Raw genomic sequence first — 15,741 nt, 5'->3', positions numbered from 1 at the left:
CGCGCGAAATCGGAGGCTGGAGTCTATGGTTTGGCTTCGAGGATGGCGCTCTGGGCGGCGAGGAGGTCGCGGATGCCCTTTTCGGCGTAGTCGAGCATCTGGTTGAGTTGCTGGCGGGTGTAGGAGTTCTTTTCTGCGGTGGCCTGGGTTTCGATGAGGCCGCCGTCGGCGAGCATGACGACGTTCATGTCGACCTCGGCGCGGGAATCTTCTTCGTAGCAGAGATCGAGCAGGACGTGACCGTCGACGATGCCGACCGAGGTGGCGGCGAGCATCTGGCGCAGGGGCGAGGCCTTGAGGGTTCCCGCGGCGACGAGCTTGTTGAGGGCGATGGCGAGGGCGACGCAGGCTCCGGTGATGGCGGCGGTGCGGGTTCCACCGTCGGCCTGGAGGACGTCGCAGTCGAGGATGATGGTGCGTTCGCCGAGGGCCTTCATGTCGACGACGGAGCGCAGACTGCGGCCGATGAGGCGCTGGATCTCGTGGGTGCGGCCGCCGATCTTGCCGCGTTCGGACTCGCGAGCGGTGCGGGTGAGGGTGGCGCGGGGGAGCATACCGTACTCTGCCGTGACCCAGCCTCGGCCGGAGTTGCGCAGCCAGCCGGGAACGCCCTGCTCGATGGAGGCGTTGCAGAGGACGCGGGTGTTGCCGGTCTCGATGAGGACCGAGCCCTCGGGCATGACGATGAAGCCGGGGGTGATGCGGGTGGGACGGAGAGCGTCAGCGGCGCGATGGTCGGGCCGGAAGAGTTGCGAAGAGATTTGGGGCATGGTGGGATTATAGTTGCGGAGCATTTTGGTTACTAAAGTTTAGGTGCCTTTGTCCCGAAATGGGACAGCGTTCCGGTTTGGGAAAATGGCCAAAATGGGAATTATGTTGAGGAATTTAGGAATATTCTATTAAAGAAGAGAAATGTTGGTCCTGATTCGGGAATTCGGAATCAGATTACTGAAGGATGTAGTAAAGTTCTGCTTTCTAAGCAATCACTTAGAGAAAGAGTTCCAGTTTGGCACTTGAAATGATTACGAAAGTGCATCCGCTCCGGTAAGTGGGCGAATTGGAGCTACAACATGCAGGCAATACAGAGCAGGAGAGCCTCAGGGTTGGTTGATCAGGGACAGAATTTCAGGGCGCTTCGATGCGGCGAGAGTGGGATCGCTGAGGGGGCTGGGCTGGCGCACGATGCAGGAAATCTGCTGGGCGCGCTCACGCTCTATTCGGAGCTGCTGGCAATGCCGGGAGTGCTGCATGAGGAGCACCGCGCGTTTGCGGGAGAGTTGCGGCTGCTGAGCGACCGCAGCTGGGCGATGATCAACCGGCTGGTAAACCATGCGCGCGGGGAGCGGAACACGGCGGAGAGCGAAGGGGTGGTGCTGCCGGAGCTGGTGGAGCGATGCCGAGGAGTGTTGAGCCGGGTGGCGGGTCGGCCGGTCGACGTCTCGTATGGTGTCGGGGCCTATGAGCTGGTGGGCGTGCGGGCGGAGGCGGCGGAACGGATTCTGACCAACCTGGTGAAGAATGCAGCGGAGGCGACGGCTGGAGGGGAGAGCATCGCGGTCGTCGTGGAGGGAACGCTCGATGGCCCACGGCGGCGGGTGGTCATGACGGTTCGAGATCAAGGCTGCGGCATGAGTGCAGCGGCGGTTGGCAGGCTGATGCGGGCCGGTGGCATCTCCTCGGCGAGCGGAAGGGGAATCGGCTTCTGCGTGGTGCGGGAGCTGGTGGCGATGTCGGGCGGTTGCCTGAACATGCACAGCGAGGTTGGAGTGGGAACGAGCATTTCGGTCGAGTGGTACGCGGCTGAAGCTGAGATTGAAGTGGAGTGCGGCCAGCAGGACGCCGTGGCGTGTTGACGAATTTCAAACTGGAGTAGGCAGAGGAGGATTGGATGGCTGGAGTGATTGGATGGGACGAGGATGTGCCGACGGGCGTGTTGATCGGGTTGACTCCGCTGGGCGGAGCGGCGGTTGTCGAAGAGGTGACGAAGGACCGTTCGGCGGGCCATATGGAGCTTCTGCATGTGATGGTCGTCGATGACGATGAGGCCGTCCGTAAGGCCTGTTGCGAGATCGCGAGCCGGCTGGGTTGCGTTGTGGTTGGCGCGGGCAATGCCACGGCGGCGCAGGCGATCCTCAAGGACCATCAGATCGACCTGATTTTGCTGGACCTGAAGCTGCCGGGCGGCGGCGGCATGGCGTTGCTGGAGCAGGTGAAGATGCTGCATCCGGAGACGGCGGTGGTGGTGATGACGGCGTTCGCCACGGTATCGTCGGCGGTGGAGGCGATGCGGATTGGAGCGGGCGACTATCTGACCAAGCCGTTTGCGCTGGAAGATTTGACCCTGGTGCTGGAGCGCGCTGGACAGCGGCACCACATGGACGTGCAGAGCCGTCAGCTGCGCGAGCGTTTGCGGACGCAGCAGGGCATGGGCGGTCTGGTGGGTCAGTCGCCGGAGATGGAGAAGCTGTACAGGATTCTGTCGAAGGTGGCTTTTTCGACGCATCCGGTGCTGATCCTGGGCGAGAGCGGGACGGGCAAGGAGCTGGTGGCGCGGTCGATCCACTTCAATGGGACGAATGCGGCGAAGCCGTTTATTGCGGTGGATTGCGGTTCGTTGGTGCCTACGCTGATCGAGAGTGAATTGTTTGGTCATGTGAAGGGCGCGTTTACCGGGGCTGACCGAGCCAAGGAGGGCTTGTTGGCGTCGGCGGATGGGGGAACGGTCTTTCTGGATGAGATTGGGGAGCTTCCGCTGGACCTGCAGTCGAAGCTGTTGCGGGCGTTGCAGGAGAAGGAGGTGCGTCCGGTGGGGGCGACACAGGCGCGGCCTATCTCGGCCCGGGTGCTGGCGGCGACGAATCGAGACCTGGCGACGATGGTGGAGCAGGGACGGTTTCGCAAGGACCTCTACTTCCGGTTGAACGTGGTGAATCTGAGGATTCCGCCACTGCGCAACCGGCGCGAGGACATCGCTCCGCTGGCGGTGCACTTTCTGGCGAAGATGCAGAAGGAGACGGGGGTGGAGCGGGTCTTCTCTGACGATACGCTGCGGATGATGACCGAGTATGACTGGCCGGGCAATGTACGCGAGCTGGAGAATGCGATCGAGCGGGCGTGCGCGCTGTCGTCGGGGCCGGTGCTGCATATGGGAGACCTGCCGACGCAGTTGCAGGACTTCAGGCTGCAGGGAGGCGGGGTGGGTTCGCTTGTGGATGCCGAGCAGGAGGAGCAGGAGGGCGAGCGGACGGCGCCGAAGGCCGGGATCATATCGATTGCAGAGCTGGAGAAGAAGGCCATCATGGACACGCTGCGGCAGTTGAATGGCGACAAGCTGATGGCGGCGCGGCTGCTTGGGATCGGCAAGACGACGCTCTATCGGAAGCTGAAGGAGTATGGCATCGCCGAGGCTTAGCGTGTTGGATTGCCTCGCTTCCTTTCGATGAGGATGTAAGCTCGACTGTAACTCCGAAGAGGCGCTATGGACTTGTCGATGCTTTGGACGACGCTGAGCTGGGCTTGGATTGCATCTGAGGTCGGCATCCTTTTATTTACACGGACGCGCCGCAGTGCGGGCGAGGTTCAGGATCGCGGCTCCATCGTCATTCTGTGGGTGGCATTACTGGCTTCAATCACGCTGGGGCGATGGTTTGGCGAGACACATCCACAGGCGATCTTTCTCAAGGCGCATTGGGTTCGCGTGGCCGGTGTGGCCATCTTTGCCGTGGCTCTTGTGCTTCGCTGGACGGCGGTGATTTCGCTGGGAAGATCTTTCAGCGCAAATGTCGCCATTCGTGCGACGCAGTCACTGCACACGACGGGACTGTATCGCTTTGTTCGCCACCCCTCTTACACCGGACTGATCTTCATTCTTTTTGCGGAGGCGCTCCGCACACGTAACTGGGTTGGGTTTGCTGTGGTGCTGATACCGACTACAGCGGCACTCCTTTATCGCATTTATGTTGAAGAGGCCGCTCTGCGCTCGGCCTTTGGCGAGGAGTATGCGGTCTACAGCAGGACGACGAAGCGGCTTATCCCCGGCATATATTGATTCGGGTGGAATGGCACAGGGTGAGGTAGATTGTCAGAAGATGTTGAGAGGAGAGCGATTATGCGGTGTACGCATCTGAATCAGATTCAAAAGGTCAAGCCTTCGTCGAAGGGGTGTGAGGACTGTTTGAAGATTGGCGGCAGGTGGGTGCATCTGCGGATGTGCATGATCTGCGGACATGTTGCATGTTGCGACTCATCTCCGAATCGCCATGCGACGGCGCATTTTCATGGGACCAAGCATCCGATCATGCGGTCGGTGGAGCCGGGGGAAGACTGGGGCTGGTGCTATGTGGATGAGATCGAAGTGAATGTCGTTTGATTCAGAGCGGTTTTCCAGACCTTGTGCCGGGTTTGCTATGCTGGGCTCACCCTTTGAAAGAGAGTCGAGCATTTAAGAATGTCAGAAGAAGTAGTAAAGATTACAGTTCGTCCCAATGGCCCATTGCGTGTGGAAGGCCATATTGTGTTGACCGATGCCGATGGCAAGGAGTGGGACCTGACGGGCAAGCCGGCGGTTTCGCTTTGTCGTTGCGGAGCGAGCGAGAAGCGGCCATTCTGTGATGGGTCGCACAACAAAGTTGGCTTTCAGTGCTCGGCCAGTCCGGTGCTGCTTACTTAGGCTGGTAATGTTGTCTCTGAATAAAGATGTGAATCGACCGTGTCATCCGCGGTCGATTCGCATTTTGGATAATGATTTTACTTTGAGGTAAGGCTCTGATGCGCGTTCGCCGAGGGTTTGCCGCGCTGGTTTGCGGGTTGGTGTTAGCGTCGGCATCTGCGGCGCGAGCGGGACAAAAATCGACCGAGCCGGTTGCGGTGACGTTGAGCGCGAGTGCTCTCGATCAGTATGTGGGGCTTTATCACGGGTCTGAAGAGCCGGATGCGGTGGATTCGGTGTACCGCGAGGGCGACAAGTTCTATATCGAGAGCGAGCGGAAGGCGCGGGCGGAGCTGCGCCCGGAGACAGTGGACCGCTTCTTTGCGCCGGGAACTTTGTTGCACATGCAGTTTGTGCGCGCTGCCGGGGGGAAGGTCACCAGCGTAACGATGATGTACGGCGCGAGCGCTTCATGGAGCCTGCAACGGTTCAGCGATGTTGGCGTTCGGTTGAATCATGCGCTTGCTTATTCGCGCATGGTGGTGATGATGCCGATGCGCGATGGGGTGAAGCTTCATGCGGTGATTCTGCGGCCCGTGGGGTCGGAGACGAGTGGACCGCAGCTGCCGTTTTTGATGGAGCGCACGCCTTATGGCACTGACGACAACGGTTCGGAGACCGTGAACAGCAGCAAGCCGGAGCTGGCGGCGAGTGGATATATCTTCGTGTTCTGCGATATTCGCGGACGGTACGAGTCGGAGGGGCAGTTTGTGATGAACCGGCCCATCGTCGCGCATCGAACGAAGAACGATATCGACGAGACGACGGACACGCGGGACACGATTGACTGGCTGCTGAAGAATGTTCCCAACAATAATGGGCGCGTGGGCGTGACCGGGGTCTCGTATCCGGGATTTCTGGCGATGATGGCAGGGATCGATGCACACCCGGCGGTGAAGGCGATCTCGCCGCAGGCCCCGATGACGGACGTCTGGATGGGAGACGATTTCTTTCATAATGGAGCGTTTCGAGAGACGTATGGGTACGACTATGTGCAGGGGTTGGAGCGTAATAAGAAGAATACGGATGTAGAAAGCAAGCAAGATGCCTACGATTTCTTTTTGCAGCATGTGAACTTTGCCGGAGCGGCGAAGGAGGCGCACATGAGCAAGCTGCCTACGGCGAAGGCGTTTTTGACGCAGCCTTCGTATACGAAGTTCTGGCAGGCGATGGCGGTGCAGCCGCATTTGACGAAGGTCGAGGTGCCTACGTTGGAGGTCGGCGGCTGGTGGGACCAGGAAGATATGTGGGGGACGCAGGCGGAGTATGCCGCGCTGGAGCCGCTTGATGCGAAGCATGAGGTGTTTCTGGTGCTGGGGCCGTGGAACCATGGCGGCTGGGAGTCGACGACGCGGCATCTGGGGTCGCTGGACTTTGGTGCGGCTACGGGAGACCAGTACCGCAAGACCGTGGAGGTCCCTTTCTTTGAGAAGTATTTGAAGGACAGGGCCGGCTTTGATTTGAGGGATACGGATAGTTTTCGGACGGGTGTGAACAAGTGGGAGCGATACGACGTGTGGCCGCCGAAGGTTGGGTTCACGGTGGAGAAGCTCTATCTGACGGAGGGCGGTGGGCTCAGCTTTACTGCGCCGGTGGGTGGCGGGATGGCTGCGAGTTATGTGTCCGATCCGGCGAATCCTATTCCTTACCGGCACCGGCCTATTCAAGCGACCTATGGGAATGGATCGAAGTGGCGGACGTGGCTGGTGGAAGATCAGCGTTTTATGAGCGACAGAAAGGACTTGGCTAATTTTTCTACGCCGGTTTTAGATCACGATGTGACGGTGACCGGGGATGTGGCTGCGGATTTGTTTGCCGCCACTACGGGAAGCGATGCAGATTGGGTGGTGAAGCTGATCGATGTCTATCCTGAGGATGCGCCGGAGGGAATGGGTGGCTATCAGTTGATGATTGCGGATGAGATCTTTCGCGGACGGTATCTGAAGAACTTCGAAAAGCCCGAGGCATTGGTTCCGGGGAAGGTGACGGAATTTAAATGGAGTTTACATGGGGTGGACCATACTTTCCTGAAGGGGCACAGGATGATGGTTGAGGTGCAGTCGAGCTGGTTTCCGCTGTATGATCGCAATCCGCAGACGTTTGTGCCGAATATTATGACGGCCCCGAAGAAGGCTTATCGGACTGAAACAGAGACGATCTATGGTTCGGAGCAGTATCCGTCGCACCTGGAGATTTCGATCGCGCAGTGAGGAGTTTTGGAGGGTGGCATGATTCGGACGATCAGCAGCCGGGAGGTCTATCGCAACCGTTGGACGCGGGTGCGCGAGGATGTGATTGAGCGGACGAATGGGCAGCTTGGGATCTATGGGGTGGTGGATAAAGATCCGGCTGCAATCATCATTCCGCTGGAGGCTACGGTGGAAGGGGAGTTTGTCTACCTGATCGAGCAGTTCCGGTATGCGGTGGGCGCGCGGCATATTGAGTTTCCGCAGGGCGGTTGGGAGATAGCAGAGGTGGATGCAGAAGAGTTGGCGCGGGGGGAACTGCGCGAGGAGACTGGGCTGATGGCGGCGAGGATGACTTATCTTTCGACGCTGCAGATTGCGTATGGAGTGATGAATCAGCAGCAGCATGTATTTCTGGCGGAGGGGCTGACGATGGGAGAAGCCGAGCCGGATGTGGAGGAGCATGACCTGGTGGTGCGGCGGGTGAGCGTGGACGAGTTCGAGCAGATGTTGCTGGATGGGGTGATTGTGGACAACTGCTCGGTGGCGGCTTGGGGGCTTTATAAGGTGTGGCGGGAACGGCGGTAGAAATCGTTAGCGCTAACGTGGTTTTGCCGATACATTTGAGCCATGATTTGGAAGCGGCTTCTTTTGTGTTCGGTTGTACTTCTGCTGGTTTCGAGTGATGGGGTCTATGCGCAGACGACGGCACCTGCCGAGGAAGTGCTGCAACGGCTGATGCCGCAGCTTGCTCCGCAGTTCCAACTGGCACTGGTTTCGCGGGCTGACCATAAGGACTATTTCCGTATTACAGGGACGACCGGACATATACGGGTGGAGGCTGGCACTACCCCTACGCTGCTGTTTGGGGTGAACTGGTATCTGAAGTATGTCGCGCATCTGCAGATTTCGACCAATGGACTTCAGCTTGGACGGGCCGGATTGAGATTGCCTGCTGTGGCGACGCCGATTGAGAGGCCAGCGCTTTATCCGTGGCGCTATGCGCTGAATGAAAATGTCGATGGCTACTCCGCTCCCTACTGGGGGCTGAAGCGGTGGCAGCACGAGATCGATGTTCTGGCGATGAGCGGGACGAACGCCGTGTTGATCGAGCGGGGCACGGACCTTGTGCTTTACAAGACGTTTCGGGATGCGGGGTATTCGGACGAGGCGATTCGGCGGTGGATTACGCAGCCTGCCCACCAGAACTGGCAGTTGATGGGAAATATGTGCTGCTTCGACGAGCCGATCTCGATGGAGTTGCTGAAGAAGAGGGCGGAGTCGGCGAAGGCGTTGATCGCGAGTCTGCGGCGGCTGGGGATTACGCCGGTGCTGCCGGGATACTACGGGATAGTTCCAGCGGATTTTGCAGCAGCCAATCCGGGAGCGCATGTAATTACGCAGGGCGATTGGAACGGATTTACGCGGCCCGGCTGGCTCGATCCGAGGGACCCGCACTTTGCCAAGCTGGCGGAATCTTTCTATCGGCATCAGCGCGAGCTCTATGGCGATACGACGATCTACGACATGGAGATATTTCAGGAGGGCGGCGGCGCAGGAGACGTTCCTGTGGCTGCGGGCGCGAAGCGGGTGCAGGAGGCGCTGGAACGCGCGCATCCGAATGCGCTGTGGCTAATGATGGCGTGGCAGAAGACGCCTTCGCCGGAGCTGATAGCGGGAGTGGATGTCAAACATATCCTGGTCGCCGATATCGAGCAGGGACGGATTCCACGGGACAACAGGGATGCTCAGTTTGGTGGAGCTGCGTGGTTATATGGCGGGCTGTGGGAGTTTGGCGGACGGACGACGATGGGCGCGCCTTTGTATGACTATGCGGTACGGTTTCCTTTGATGGCGAAGCGTCCAGGTAGCCGTATCGCAGGAACGGCGCTGTTTACGGAAGGGCTGGATACGAATCCTTATGCGTTCGATCTTTATACGGAGATGGTCTGGCATGATGAGCCGGTGAATCTTATTGCCTGGACGAATGATTATGCTCTGCGGCGATATGGTGGCGAGGATGTTCATGCGCGGAATGCCTGGCAGATATTGTTGAAGACGGCGTATGGCTATCGTGCGGATGGCAACAGGAAGCATGGCGAACGCGATGCTTCGCAGGACTCGCTGTTCAATGCGCAGCCTTTGCTGACGGCGAAGCGGGCGTCATCGCCGGGGCCGGATGTGTTGCGGTATGAAGCTGCGAATCTACAACCGGCGTTGACGGAGTTGCTTGAGGTTGCGCCTGCGCTTCGCAGCAGCGAGACGTATCGCTATGACGTGGTGGATGTGGGTCGGCAGGTGATGGCGAACGAGAGCAGAAGGCTGCTGCCGCTGATCAACGCTGCCTATGAGGCGAAGGACAAGGCTGCGTTTGCGCGGCTGACGGCGGAATGGCTTCACGACATGAAGCTGCAGGATGATCTGCTGCGGTCTGATGGCAATTTCCTGCTGGGGCGATGGCTCTCGTATGTTGCGCCTTGGTCTTCGTCTTCAGAGGAGAGCGAGCGGCTGAACTACGATGCGCGTTCGATTCTGACGACCTGGGGAAATCGCAGCGCAAGCGAGGCTGGACATCTGCATGAATATGGCAACAAGGACTGGGCCGGATTGACAAGCGATTACTATATGCCGCGATGGAAGATATACTTCGACTCGCTGGCGAAGTCGCTTTCGACGGGAGAGCCAGCGGCACCGATTGACTGGTACGCGTTTGGCGATCGGTGGAACCATGGCCACACGCACTATACTGCTACACCGGAAGGCGATAGCTATGCTGCCGCGCTCGAGATTGCGCGACAGCTTCATCTGGCGCCAGGAGAATCGAAATGACGAGTGAGACGAAGACGGCGCTGGTTGGCTGCGAAGAGGTGACTACGACGCGGGTGAAGCCGGGGCGATTGTTGTCGATCGACCTGCTGCGCGGGTTGACCATTGGCTTCATGATTCTGGTGAATAACAATGGGAGCCCGGCAGCTTACTCGCAGCTTGAGCATTCTGCCTGGAACGGATTTACGGCTACCGACCTGGTGTTTCCTACCTTTCTATTTCTGGTCGGCGTCTCGACGGTATTCTCGACGGCGTCGCGGCTGGCGCGGGGAGACAGCAAGCAATCGCTGTTTCTACATACACTGCGGCGTGCGGTGATTCTGTTTCTGCTGGGGTTGCTGGTCAACAGCTTTCCGCACTTCCATTGGCATACGCTGCGGTTTTATGGTGTGCTGCCGCGGATTGCGATCTGCTACTTCGTTGTGGCCACACTCTATTTAATCAACCCAAAGTGGAAGAACAAGCTGGTGCTTGCGGTCGCGCTGCTGGTGGGCTACTGGGCGCTGATGCGGTTCGTTCCGGTGCCGGGATATGGGACGCCGGGACGCGATGTTCCTTTACTTGATCCTGATCGCAATCTGGTTGCGTGGCTCGACCGCAACATCTTTGCGGCTTCGCATCTTTACGAGCGGACGCGTGATCCCGAGGGGCTGCTAAGTACGCTGCCCGCACTGGCGACGACGTTGATCGGATTGCTTACGGGTATCTGGCTGCGGACGCAGCGGGCGCTGGGAGAGAAAATACGCGGGATTGCTGTGGCGGGTGTCAGTTGCCTGGTGTTGGGATGGGTGTGGAACTTCTCTTTCCCGATCAACAAAAAACTTTGGACGAGCTCGTTTGTGCTGTTTGCGGTGGGACTGAGCTTGTTGCTGCTGGCGCTCTCGATCTGGATGTTTGATGGACGGTCGGAGGGAGAGGCCAAGGCGGTGAAGCGGTCGGGGTGGTTTACTCCGCTGCTAGTCTTCGGCACGAATGCGATTACAGCTTATGTGTTTTCGGAGTTGCTGGCCGGGGGGATCGGGAGCATCCTTGTGCGGCCGGGCATGAATCTTCAGCATTGGCTCGCGAATGGAATTTTGAGCGCGGTCCCTTATCCGGCGTTCGCTTCGCTGCTTTATTCGCTTGGGTTCGTCGCTTTTTGCTGGCTGCCTACCTATCTGCTGTTTCGACGAAAAATCTTTATCAAGATCTGAGCGGGTCTTTCAGAAGAGCGACGGGCGGGCCGAGGCTCCCAGCAGCGTGTTGCTGATGGAGGCGGTGGTGTGATGGCCTTCGTTTCCTCCCCAGGAGAAGAGGAGATAGACAACGGGGAGGCCGCCTGCGTGGACGGTGAGACCTGCGGTGAAGGTGTGGCGCAGATGGTCGAAGGAGATGTCGTCGCGGTTCATGCCTACCTTGGCTTCGTCGATGGAAAAGAGAAAGCCCGCCGGTAGTTTGCCGAGAGAGTGCTCGAAGGTTTCGCGCAGGAGTAGAAGGTTGGGTGCGCGGAAGCGATAGTCGGGGTAGCTGGCGAGGATGGGCTGGCCGTTGAGATCGGAGCCGCCGATGGTGGGGTCGAAGTAGAAGGGGACGACGCTTCCGGCGTTGGCGATGGAGCCGGTCATGAAGAGTCGAACAGCGATGGAGCCTTCGAGGTTTTGCGTAAGTGAGACATGGGGACAGGCGGTAGTGGTGGCGCTTGTTGAGCAACTGTCGGGGCCGTTTTGGTCGTTGGCTGCGGTGAGGCGGACGTTGCGATAGAGAGGAAATTCATGGCCGAAGTCGGCCGTCCAACGGCGGAAGGAGTAGTGCGAATCCGACATTGCGACGAACTGCTGGAATTGGAGCAGATAGTTAAGGCGGAGCGAGTCGTGGAAGAGCGAGGGACGAATGCGGAGGCCCTCACCAGCTTGCAGAAAGCCGGGTTGACTGGTGAGGCCGGGAGCGGTGGACTCACTGTAGAGCGCTGCAATGGAGGGGCTGGATTCTCCGTTGTTGTCGCGTAGCTGGGGGATGCGGCCGTTGAGTTCGCCGACGAGCGAGATGCCGGTCTTGCCTGCGAAGGGAAAGATGGCACTGGCTCCGGCGATGGTCTGCGTGAGGCCGAAGACGCTTCGATCGGCGGGGAGGGTGTTGGGGCCGAGGCCATAGAAGTAGATGCGATTGAGCGATGTGGTTTCGGCGTAGAGGTTGAAGAGTGGGGCGGTGCGATAGAGAGGATTGATATTTTTTGAGGGACCGGAGACGACGATGACCTTTCCGCCGGGTTGGCGAAAGGCCTTCAGGTAAGCACCCGCACGCCAGGAACCGTTGCCGCTGGCTACGGCGTCGAGGTCCCAGTTGAGACGCCACTCGTTGGCGAAGTCTTTGTGCTCGACGAAGGCCGCACCTGCGGCAATACCGTTCTGCGGAGCGAGGCTGCCGACGGCGATGTGCATGGGCTGGCCGGTGACGAGGGTTTGGGCGCAGTTGGCGAGGCTGCCGAAGTTGAAGGTCTTGCAGGACTGGAGCTGCTCGCCCTCGCGGCGGAAGTCGGAGTGGATGCGGCCCTCGTTGCCGGACTGCGGATGTGCAGGCAGCACGGCGAGCATCAGCCCAGCAAGTAGAAGTGAACGCATAAAGGCGGTCATGATTTCTTCTTCGCGTGTTTCGCTGGTGCGTGTTTTTTTGCGCGTGACTTCTTTGACGCGGAGGCAGCTATGGCGATTCCGTTTGATTGGCGAGTGGACTTGAGAGGAACCGGAGTTGCAGTTCTTGCAGCGGGAGTGGTGTCAGGCTTTGGCGATGGCACAACACGGATGGTTGTGGGCACTGGTTGCGCAGACGGCGTGCGATTGCGAAGGGCGGAGGTCATCTCGGCGATGTACTGCGATGCGGCGGCCTCGGTGGTGAGGTCGTGGGGGAGAAATTTTGTGGGCAGCGTGAGCTGCAGTTTGTGTTCGAGATGCTGGAAGTGCTTGATCTGCGACTTGATGAGGTCGGAGATTGGACGGTTCTTTCGGAATGCTTCTGGAGGGGGCCCGGGAACACGAATGGTGGCCATGGTGGCGGCTCCTGTGGGTTATCCGAGTTGAAAGCTGGGGCAGTCGTCGTCGCTGCGCATGGCGTCAAGCGAGAGTTGATCGAGGAAGGTGTTGGCAACTTTCTCGCGAGGGGAGCGGGCGTCGTAGGGGCCGATGAAGAAATCGGTGATGGTGGCAGGGATGGAGGCGTGTTCGAAAACGTCGTTAATGACAACCCCTTTTTGCACCCAGGGAGAGACGAGGATAGCGGGGACGCGGACGCCGAGGCGGTCGAAGTGAAACGCGTCGAGGGTTCCGGTGTCTGCGGGTTGGGCGACGAAGCCATCGGGGGTGCAGGCGGGTGGTGGAACGTGGTCGTAGATGCCGCCGTGCTCGTCGTAGACGATGAGGATGGCGGTGTTGGGCCAGAGCTTGGGGTTGTTGCGGATCTTATTGTAGACGGTAGCGATGAACTGTTCGCCAGCGCGGACGTCGTGGTCGGGATGCTGATCGCAGGCGATGGCTTCGCCGCTGCCGTCGGGTGCGTCATGGTCGGTGTAGTTGGGCTCGATGAAGCAGTAGTCGGGGAGCGCGTTGTCGTCGCAGGCACGGAGGAAGTCGGGAAAGGTGCCGAAGAGGCTGGGCTCATTCTGGAGTAGGTTGACGACCTCCATGGTGGAGCTGGCCTGATCGTAGTAGAAGAGCTTGACGGTGTGGTTGGCGGCGAGCAGGCGGTCGTAGATGCTCTTGTATTGTTTGCCGACGTAGAAGAGGTCCATGCTGACCTGACCGAAGGAGGTGCCGTAGTGAGCGAAGGCGCGGTTGCAGATAGTAGGACCGGGGATGGAGGCGAACCAGCGGTTGAAGACGGCGTACTCGGTGGCTAGGGTGGTGAGGACGGGGAGCTTGTCCGGGGTGAAGTAGTAGAGGATTTTTTGTGAGTGGCTGACGTTTTGCTGTTGGGTGTAGTAGCTACGCACAAAGCCTTGCATGGTAGGGGGGAGTGGCGGTCCCTTGGCTGGGTCGCCGAAGATCTGCAAGTTGACGGCTGCGAAGTGATGATTTGGATCGGGATCGAGCTGACTTTGATATTCGGCTTGCGGTAAGACGGAGGCCTGAGCGCCGGTGGTGTCGGGATTGGTCTCGTTGCCGGTGAGACCGTCGATGGGTGCTTTGAGGGCGCCGAGCATGTGGTCGAAGGAGCGGTTCTCCATCATAAGAACGACGACGTGCTTGAGTTGCTGGATTCCGGGTTTGGATCTGTCTGGAGTCATTCCCGTGTCCTCGCTGATTTTTGTGAGGCTTAGTATGCGGGGTCGAGAAGAGAAATGTCCATCAAAATCGTAGAGATAGAAATGTAGACCTGCGACTTATGGCTGCCTTTATGCATCTGAAAGATTTGGCTGAAGATTTTGATTGAGGAAAGAAGAAGCCGTGAACGATAGCGGGAAGAGAAAGAGCAGGCGTGGATTGTTGGGATGGATTGCTGTCTCTGGTTTGATTGCCGTCATCGTGGTGGTGGTCGTTGCGGACGTGATGCTGCATCGCGCGGGGCCCATTCTTAAGGGGCGGGTGATCGAGACGCTGAGCACGCGGTTCAAGAGCCGGGTGGAGTTGGATAAATTTCAGGTATCGGTGCTGCGTGGGCTTGAAGTTTCAGGGGATGGGCTGCGAATCTTTCCGCCGGATGATGTAGTCGCCGCAGGAGCAACGAAGCCTCTGATTTCGCTGAATCATTTTTCGTTTCATGCGCCGCTGTCTGGGCTGTTCATCAAGCCGATGCATGTAGGGACGGTGCATGTGAGCGGCATGTCGATCAATATTCCTCCGCGCGAGATGCGACAGCAGGGGCACGGGCCGAAGCGGAAGATGGGCAAGATCAAGATTGTGGTGGATGAGATTGTCGTCGACGATTCGAAGCTGGTGATCGGCACGGCCAAGCCGAATAAAGATCCGAAGGACTTTGAACTGCAGCAGATTGTGATGCACGATGTTGGTCCGAACCGTCCGTGGCGTTATGATGCGACGCTGGTGAATGCAGTGCCGAAGGGCGATATCCATGCCGTCGGAACATTTGGGCCGTGGAATGTGGAGAGTCCGGGAGACTCGACGGTGACGGGACACTATACGTTTGACCATGCTGATTTGAATACGATCAAAGGCATCAGCGGGATGCTCTCTTCGGTGGGTGATTTCAAAGGGCAGCTCGACCGCATTGAAGTAGATGGGACAGCGGAGGTGCCGGACTTTTCGATTGATACGGCGAACCATGGAATGCTGTTGCATACGAAATTTCACGCGATTGTGGATGGATTGAGCGGCGACACTTATCTGCAGCCGGTGGAGGCGAAGCTGGGCGGATCGGAGTTTTCGTGCAGCGGCGCCATTGTGAATGTGAAAGGGAAGGGGCACATCATCGATCTGGATGTGAATGTACCGAATGGGCGGATTCAGGACTTTCTACAGCTTGCGGTGAAGACGGAACCTGTGGTGATGACGGGACAGGTGGCCATGAAGGCGAAGCTGCATATTCGTCCGGGAAAAGAGAGTGTTTCACAGAAGCTTGGATTGCAGGGTGGTTTTATGCTGCGGCAGATTCATTTCACGAATCCCGAGGTGGAAGACAAAGTCGACATGTTGAGTCTGCGCGCACAGGGCGATCCAAAGGATGCAAAGCCGGGCGCAGCGGATGTTCACTCGCAGATGCAGGGGAAGTTTGTGATGGGTGAGGGGAAGCTGCACTTCTCAAACCTGCTATATATCTTGCCGGGCGGAAAGGTGCAATTGAGCGGTGTGTACTCGCTGGACGGAAAGGTATTTGATTTCACCGGCAATGTGCAGACGGAGGCGAAGTTGTCGCAGATGGTGGCTACGAGATGGAAGTCGTGGCTGCTGAAGCCGGTTGATCCGTTCTTCAGTAATAACGGCGTAGGGACGAACATACCGGTAAAAATTACAGGCACGAATGGGGCACCGAAGTTCGGGTTGGACTTCGGGCATAAGAACAAGAAGGGGAAAGACAAGCCCTGATGTCTGATGG

14 protein-coding genes are annotated in these 15,741 nt (G+C 58.6%); 10 read left to right on the top strand and 4 right to left on the bottom strand.

The features are described 5' to 3' along the window. Window positions 1-23 precede the first annotated feature (23 nt). Window positions 24-770 carry a ribonuclease PH gene (gene rph / locus GSQ81_RS11590; protein ID WP_158910898.1) on the bottom strand — a complete coding sequence of 249 codons (747 nt, stop codon included), beginning with the start codon at window positions 768-770 and terminating at the stop codon, window positions 24-26. Between the two features lie 300 nt (window positions 771-1,070). Here rph and GSQ81_RS11585 point away from each other — a divergent pair, with 300 nt between their 5' ends. The 9 genes from GSQ81_RS11585 to GSQ81_RS11545 all read left to right on the top strand — a co-directional run bounded on the left by GSQ81_RS11585 (window position 1,071) and on the right by GSQ81_RS11545 (window position 10,913). Then, the gene (locus GSQ81_RS11585) at window positions 1,071-1,853 is read left to right on the top strand and encodes a HAMP domain-containing sensor histidine kinase (protein ID WP_158910897.1); all 783 of its coding nucleotides are present in this window, start codon (window positions 1,071-1,073) and stop codon (window positions 1,851-1,853) included. A gap of 35 nt (window positions 1,854-1,888) precedes the next feature. Then, window positions 1,889-3,412 (top strand): sigma-54 dependent transcriptional regulator, encoded by a 1,524-nt coding sequence (locus GSQ81_RS11580; RefSeq protein WP_158910896.1) that lies wholly within the window; start codon window positions 1,889-1,891, stop codon window positions 3,410-3,412. Window positions 3,413-3,478: 66 nt separating this feature from the next. Further along, window positions 3,479-4,048 (top strand): isoprenylcysteine carboxylmethyltransferase family protein, encoded by a 570-nt coding sequence (locus tag GSQ81_RS11575; protein ID WP_158910895.1) that lies wholly within the window; start codon window positions 3,479-3,481, stop codon window positions 4,046-4,048. A gap of 60 nt (window positions 4,049-4,108) precedes the next feature. Beyond that, entirely contained in the window at window positions 4,109-4,369 is a 261-nt protein-coding gene (locus tag GSQ81_RS11570; RefSeq protein ID WP_158910894.1) for a ubiquitin carboxyl-terminal hydrolase 14, read from the top strand. Window positions 4,370-4,447: 78 nt separating this feature from the next. Continuing rightward, window positions 4,448-4,669, top strand: a complete 222-nt coding sequence (locus GSQ81_RS11565; protein ID WP_158910893.1) for a CDGSH iron-sulfur domain-containing protein — start codon at window positions 4,448-4,450, stop codon at window positions 4,667-4,669. A gap of 98 nt (window positions 4,670-4,767) precedes the next feature. Further along, complete coding sequence (locus tag GSQ81_RS11560) at window positions 4,768-6,918, top strand: CocE/NonD family hydrolase (RefSeq protein WP_158910892.1); 2,151 nt, start codon at window positions 4,768-4,770, stop codon at window positions 6,916-6,918. An 18-nt stretch (window positions 6,919-6,936) separates the two neighbouring features. After that, window positions 6,937-7,482 (top strand): NUDIX hydrolase, encoded by a 546-nt coding sequence (locus tag GSQ81_RS11555; RefSeq protein WP_158910891.1) that lies wholly within the window; start codon window positions 6,937-6,939, stop codon window positions 7,480-7,482. A 63-nt stretch (window positions 7,483-7,545) separates the two neighbouring features. After that, entirely contained in the window at window positions 7,546-9,723 is a 2,178-nt protein-coding gene (locus GSQ81_RS11550) for an alpha-N-acetylglucosaminidase (protein WP_254060138.1), read from the top strand. Further along, window positions 9,720-10,913: an acyltransferase family protein gene (locus GSQ81_RS11545; protein WP_158910889.1), complete on the top strand. Its 1,194-nt coding sequence runs from the start codon at window positions 9,720-9,722 to the stop codon at window positions 10,911-10,913. Before GSQ81_RS11550 ends, GSQ81_RS11545 begins: the two co-directional genes overlap by 4 nt. Window positions 10,914-10,922: 9 nt before the next feature. On the opposite strand, the gene GSQ81_RS11540 is transcribed toward GSQ81_RS11545, so the two are convergent. Genes GSQ81_RS11540 through GSQ81_RS11530 form a run of 3 tightly spaced genes read right to left on the bottom strand, consistent with a single transcriptional unit; the run spans window position 10,923 to window position 13,975 of the window. After that, window positions 10,923-12,329, bottom strand: coding sequence for a hypothetical protein (locus GSQ81_RS11540; RefSeq protein ID WP_158910888.1), 1,407 nt, complete (start codon window positions 12,327-12,329; stop codon window positions 10,923-10,925). Further along, window positions 12,326-12,742, bottom strand: coding sequence for a hypothetical protein (locus tag GSQ81_RS11535; protein ID WP_158910887.1), 417 nt, complete (start codon window positions 12,740-12,742; stop codon window positions 12,326-12,328). Before GSQ81_RS11535 ends, GSQ81_RS11540 begins: the two co-directional genes overlap by 4 nt. A gap of 18 nt (window positions 12,743-12,760) precedes the next feature. Continuing rightward, window positions 12,761-13,975 (bottom strand): alkaline phosphatase family protein, encoded by a 1,215-nt coding sequence (locus GSQ81_RS11530; protein ID WP_158910886.1) that lies wholly within the window; start codon window positions 13,973-13,975, stop codon window positions 12,761-12,763. Between the two features lie 142 nt (window positions 13,976-14,117). Between GSQ81_RS11530 and GSQ81_RS11525 the strand changes: the two genes are divergently transcribed. Further along, the gene (locus GSQ81_RS11525) at window positions 14,118-15,731 is read left to right on the top strand and encodes an AsmA-like C-terminal region-containing protein (RefSeq protein ID WP_254060137.1); all 1,614 of its coding nucleotides are present in this window, start codon (window positions 14,118-14,120) and stop codon (window positions 15,729-15,731) included. Window positions 15,732-15,741 lie beyond the last annotated feature (10 nt).

Origin of the sequence: Granulicella sp. L56, from assembly GCF_009765835.1 — a bacterium.
Lineage (GTDB): Bacteria > Acidobacteriota > Terriglobia > Terriglobales > Acidobacteriaceae > Edaphobacter.
Note: the sequence above shows the minus strand (reverse complement) of the source record. Positions and strands in the feature narration are given on the sequence as shown.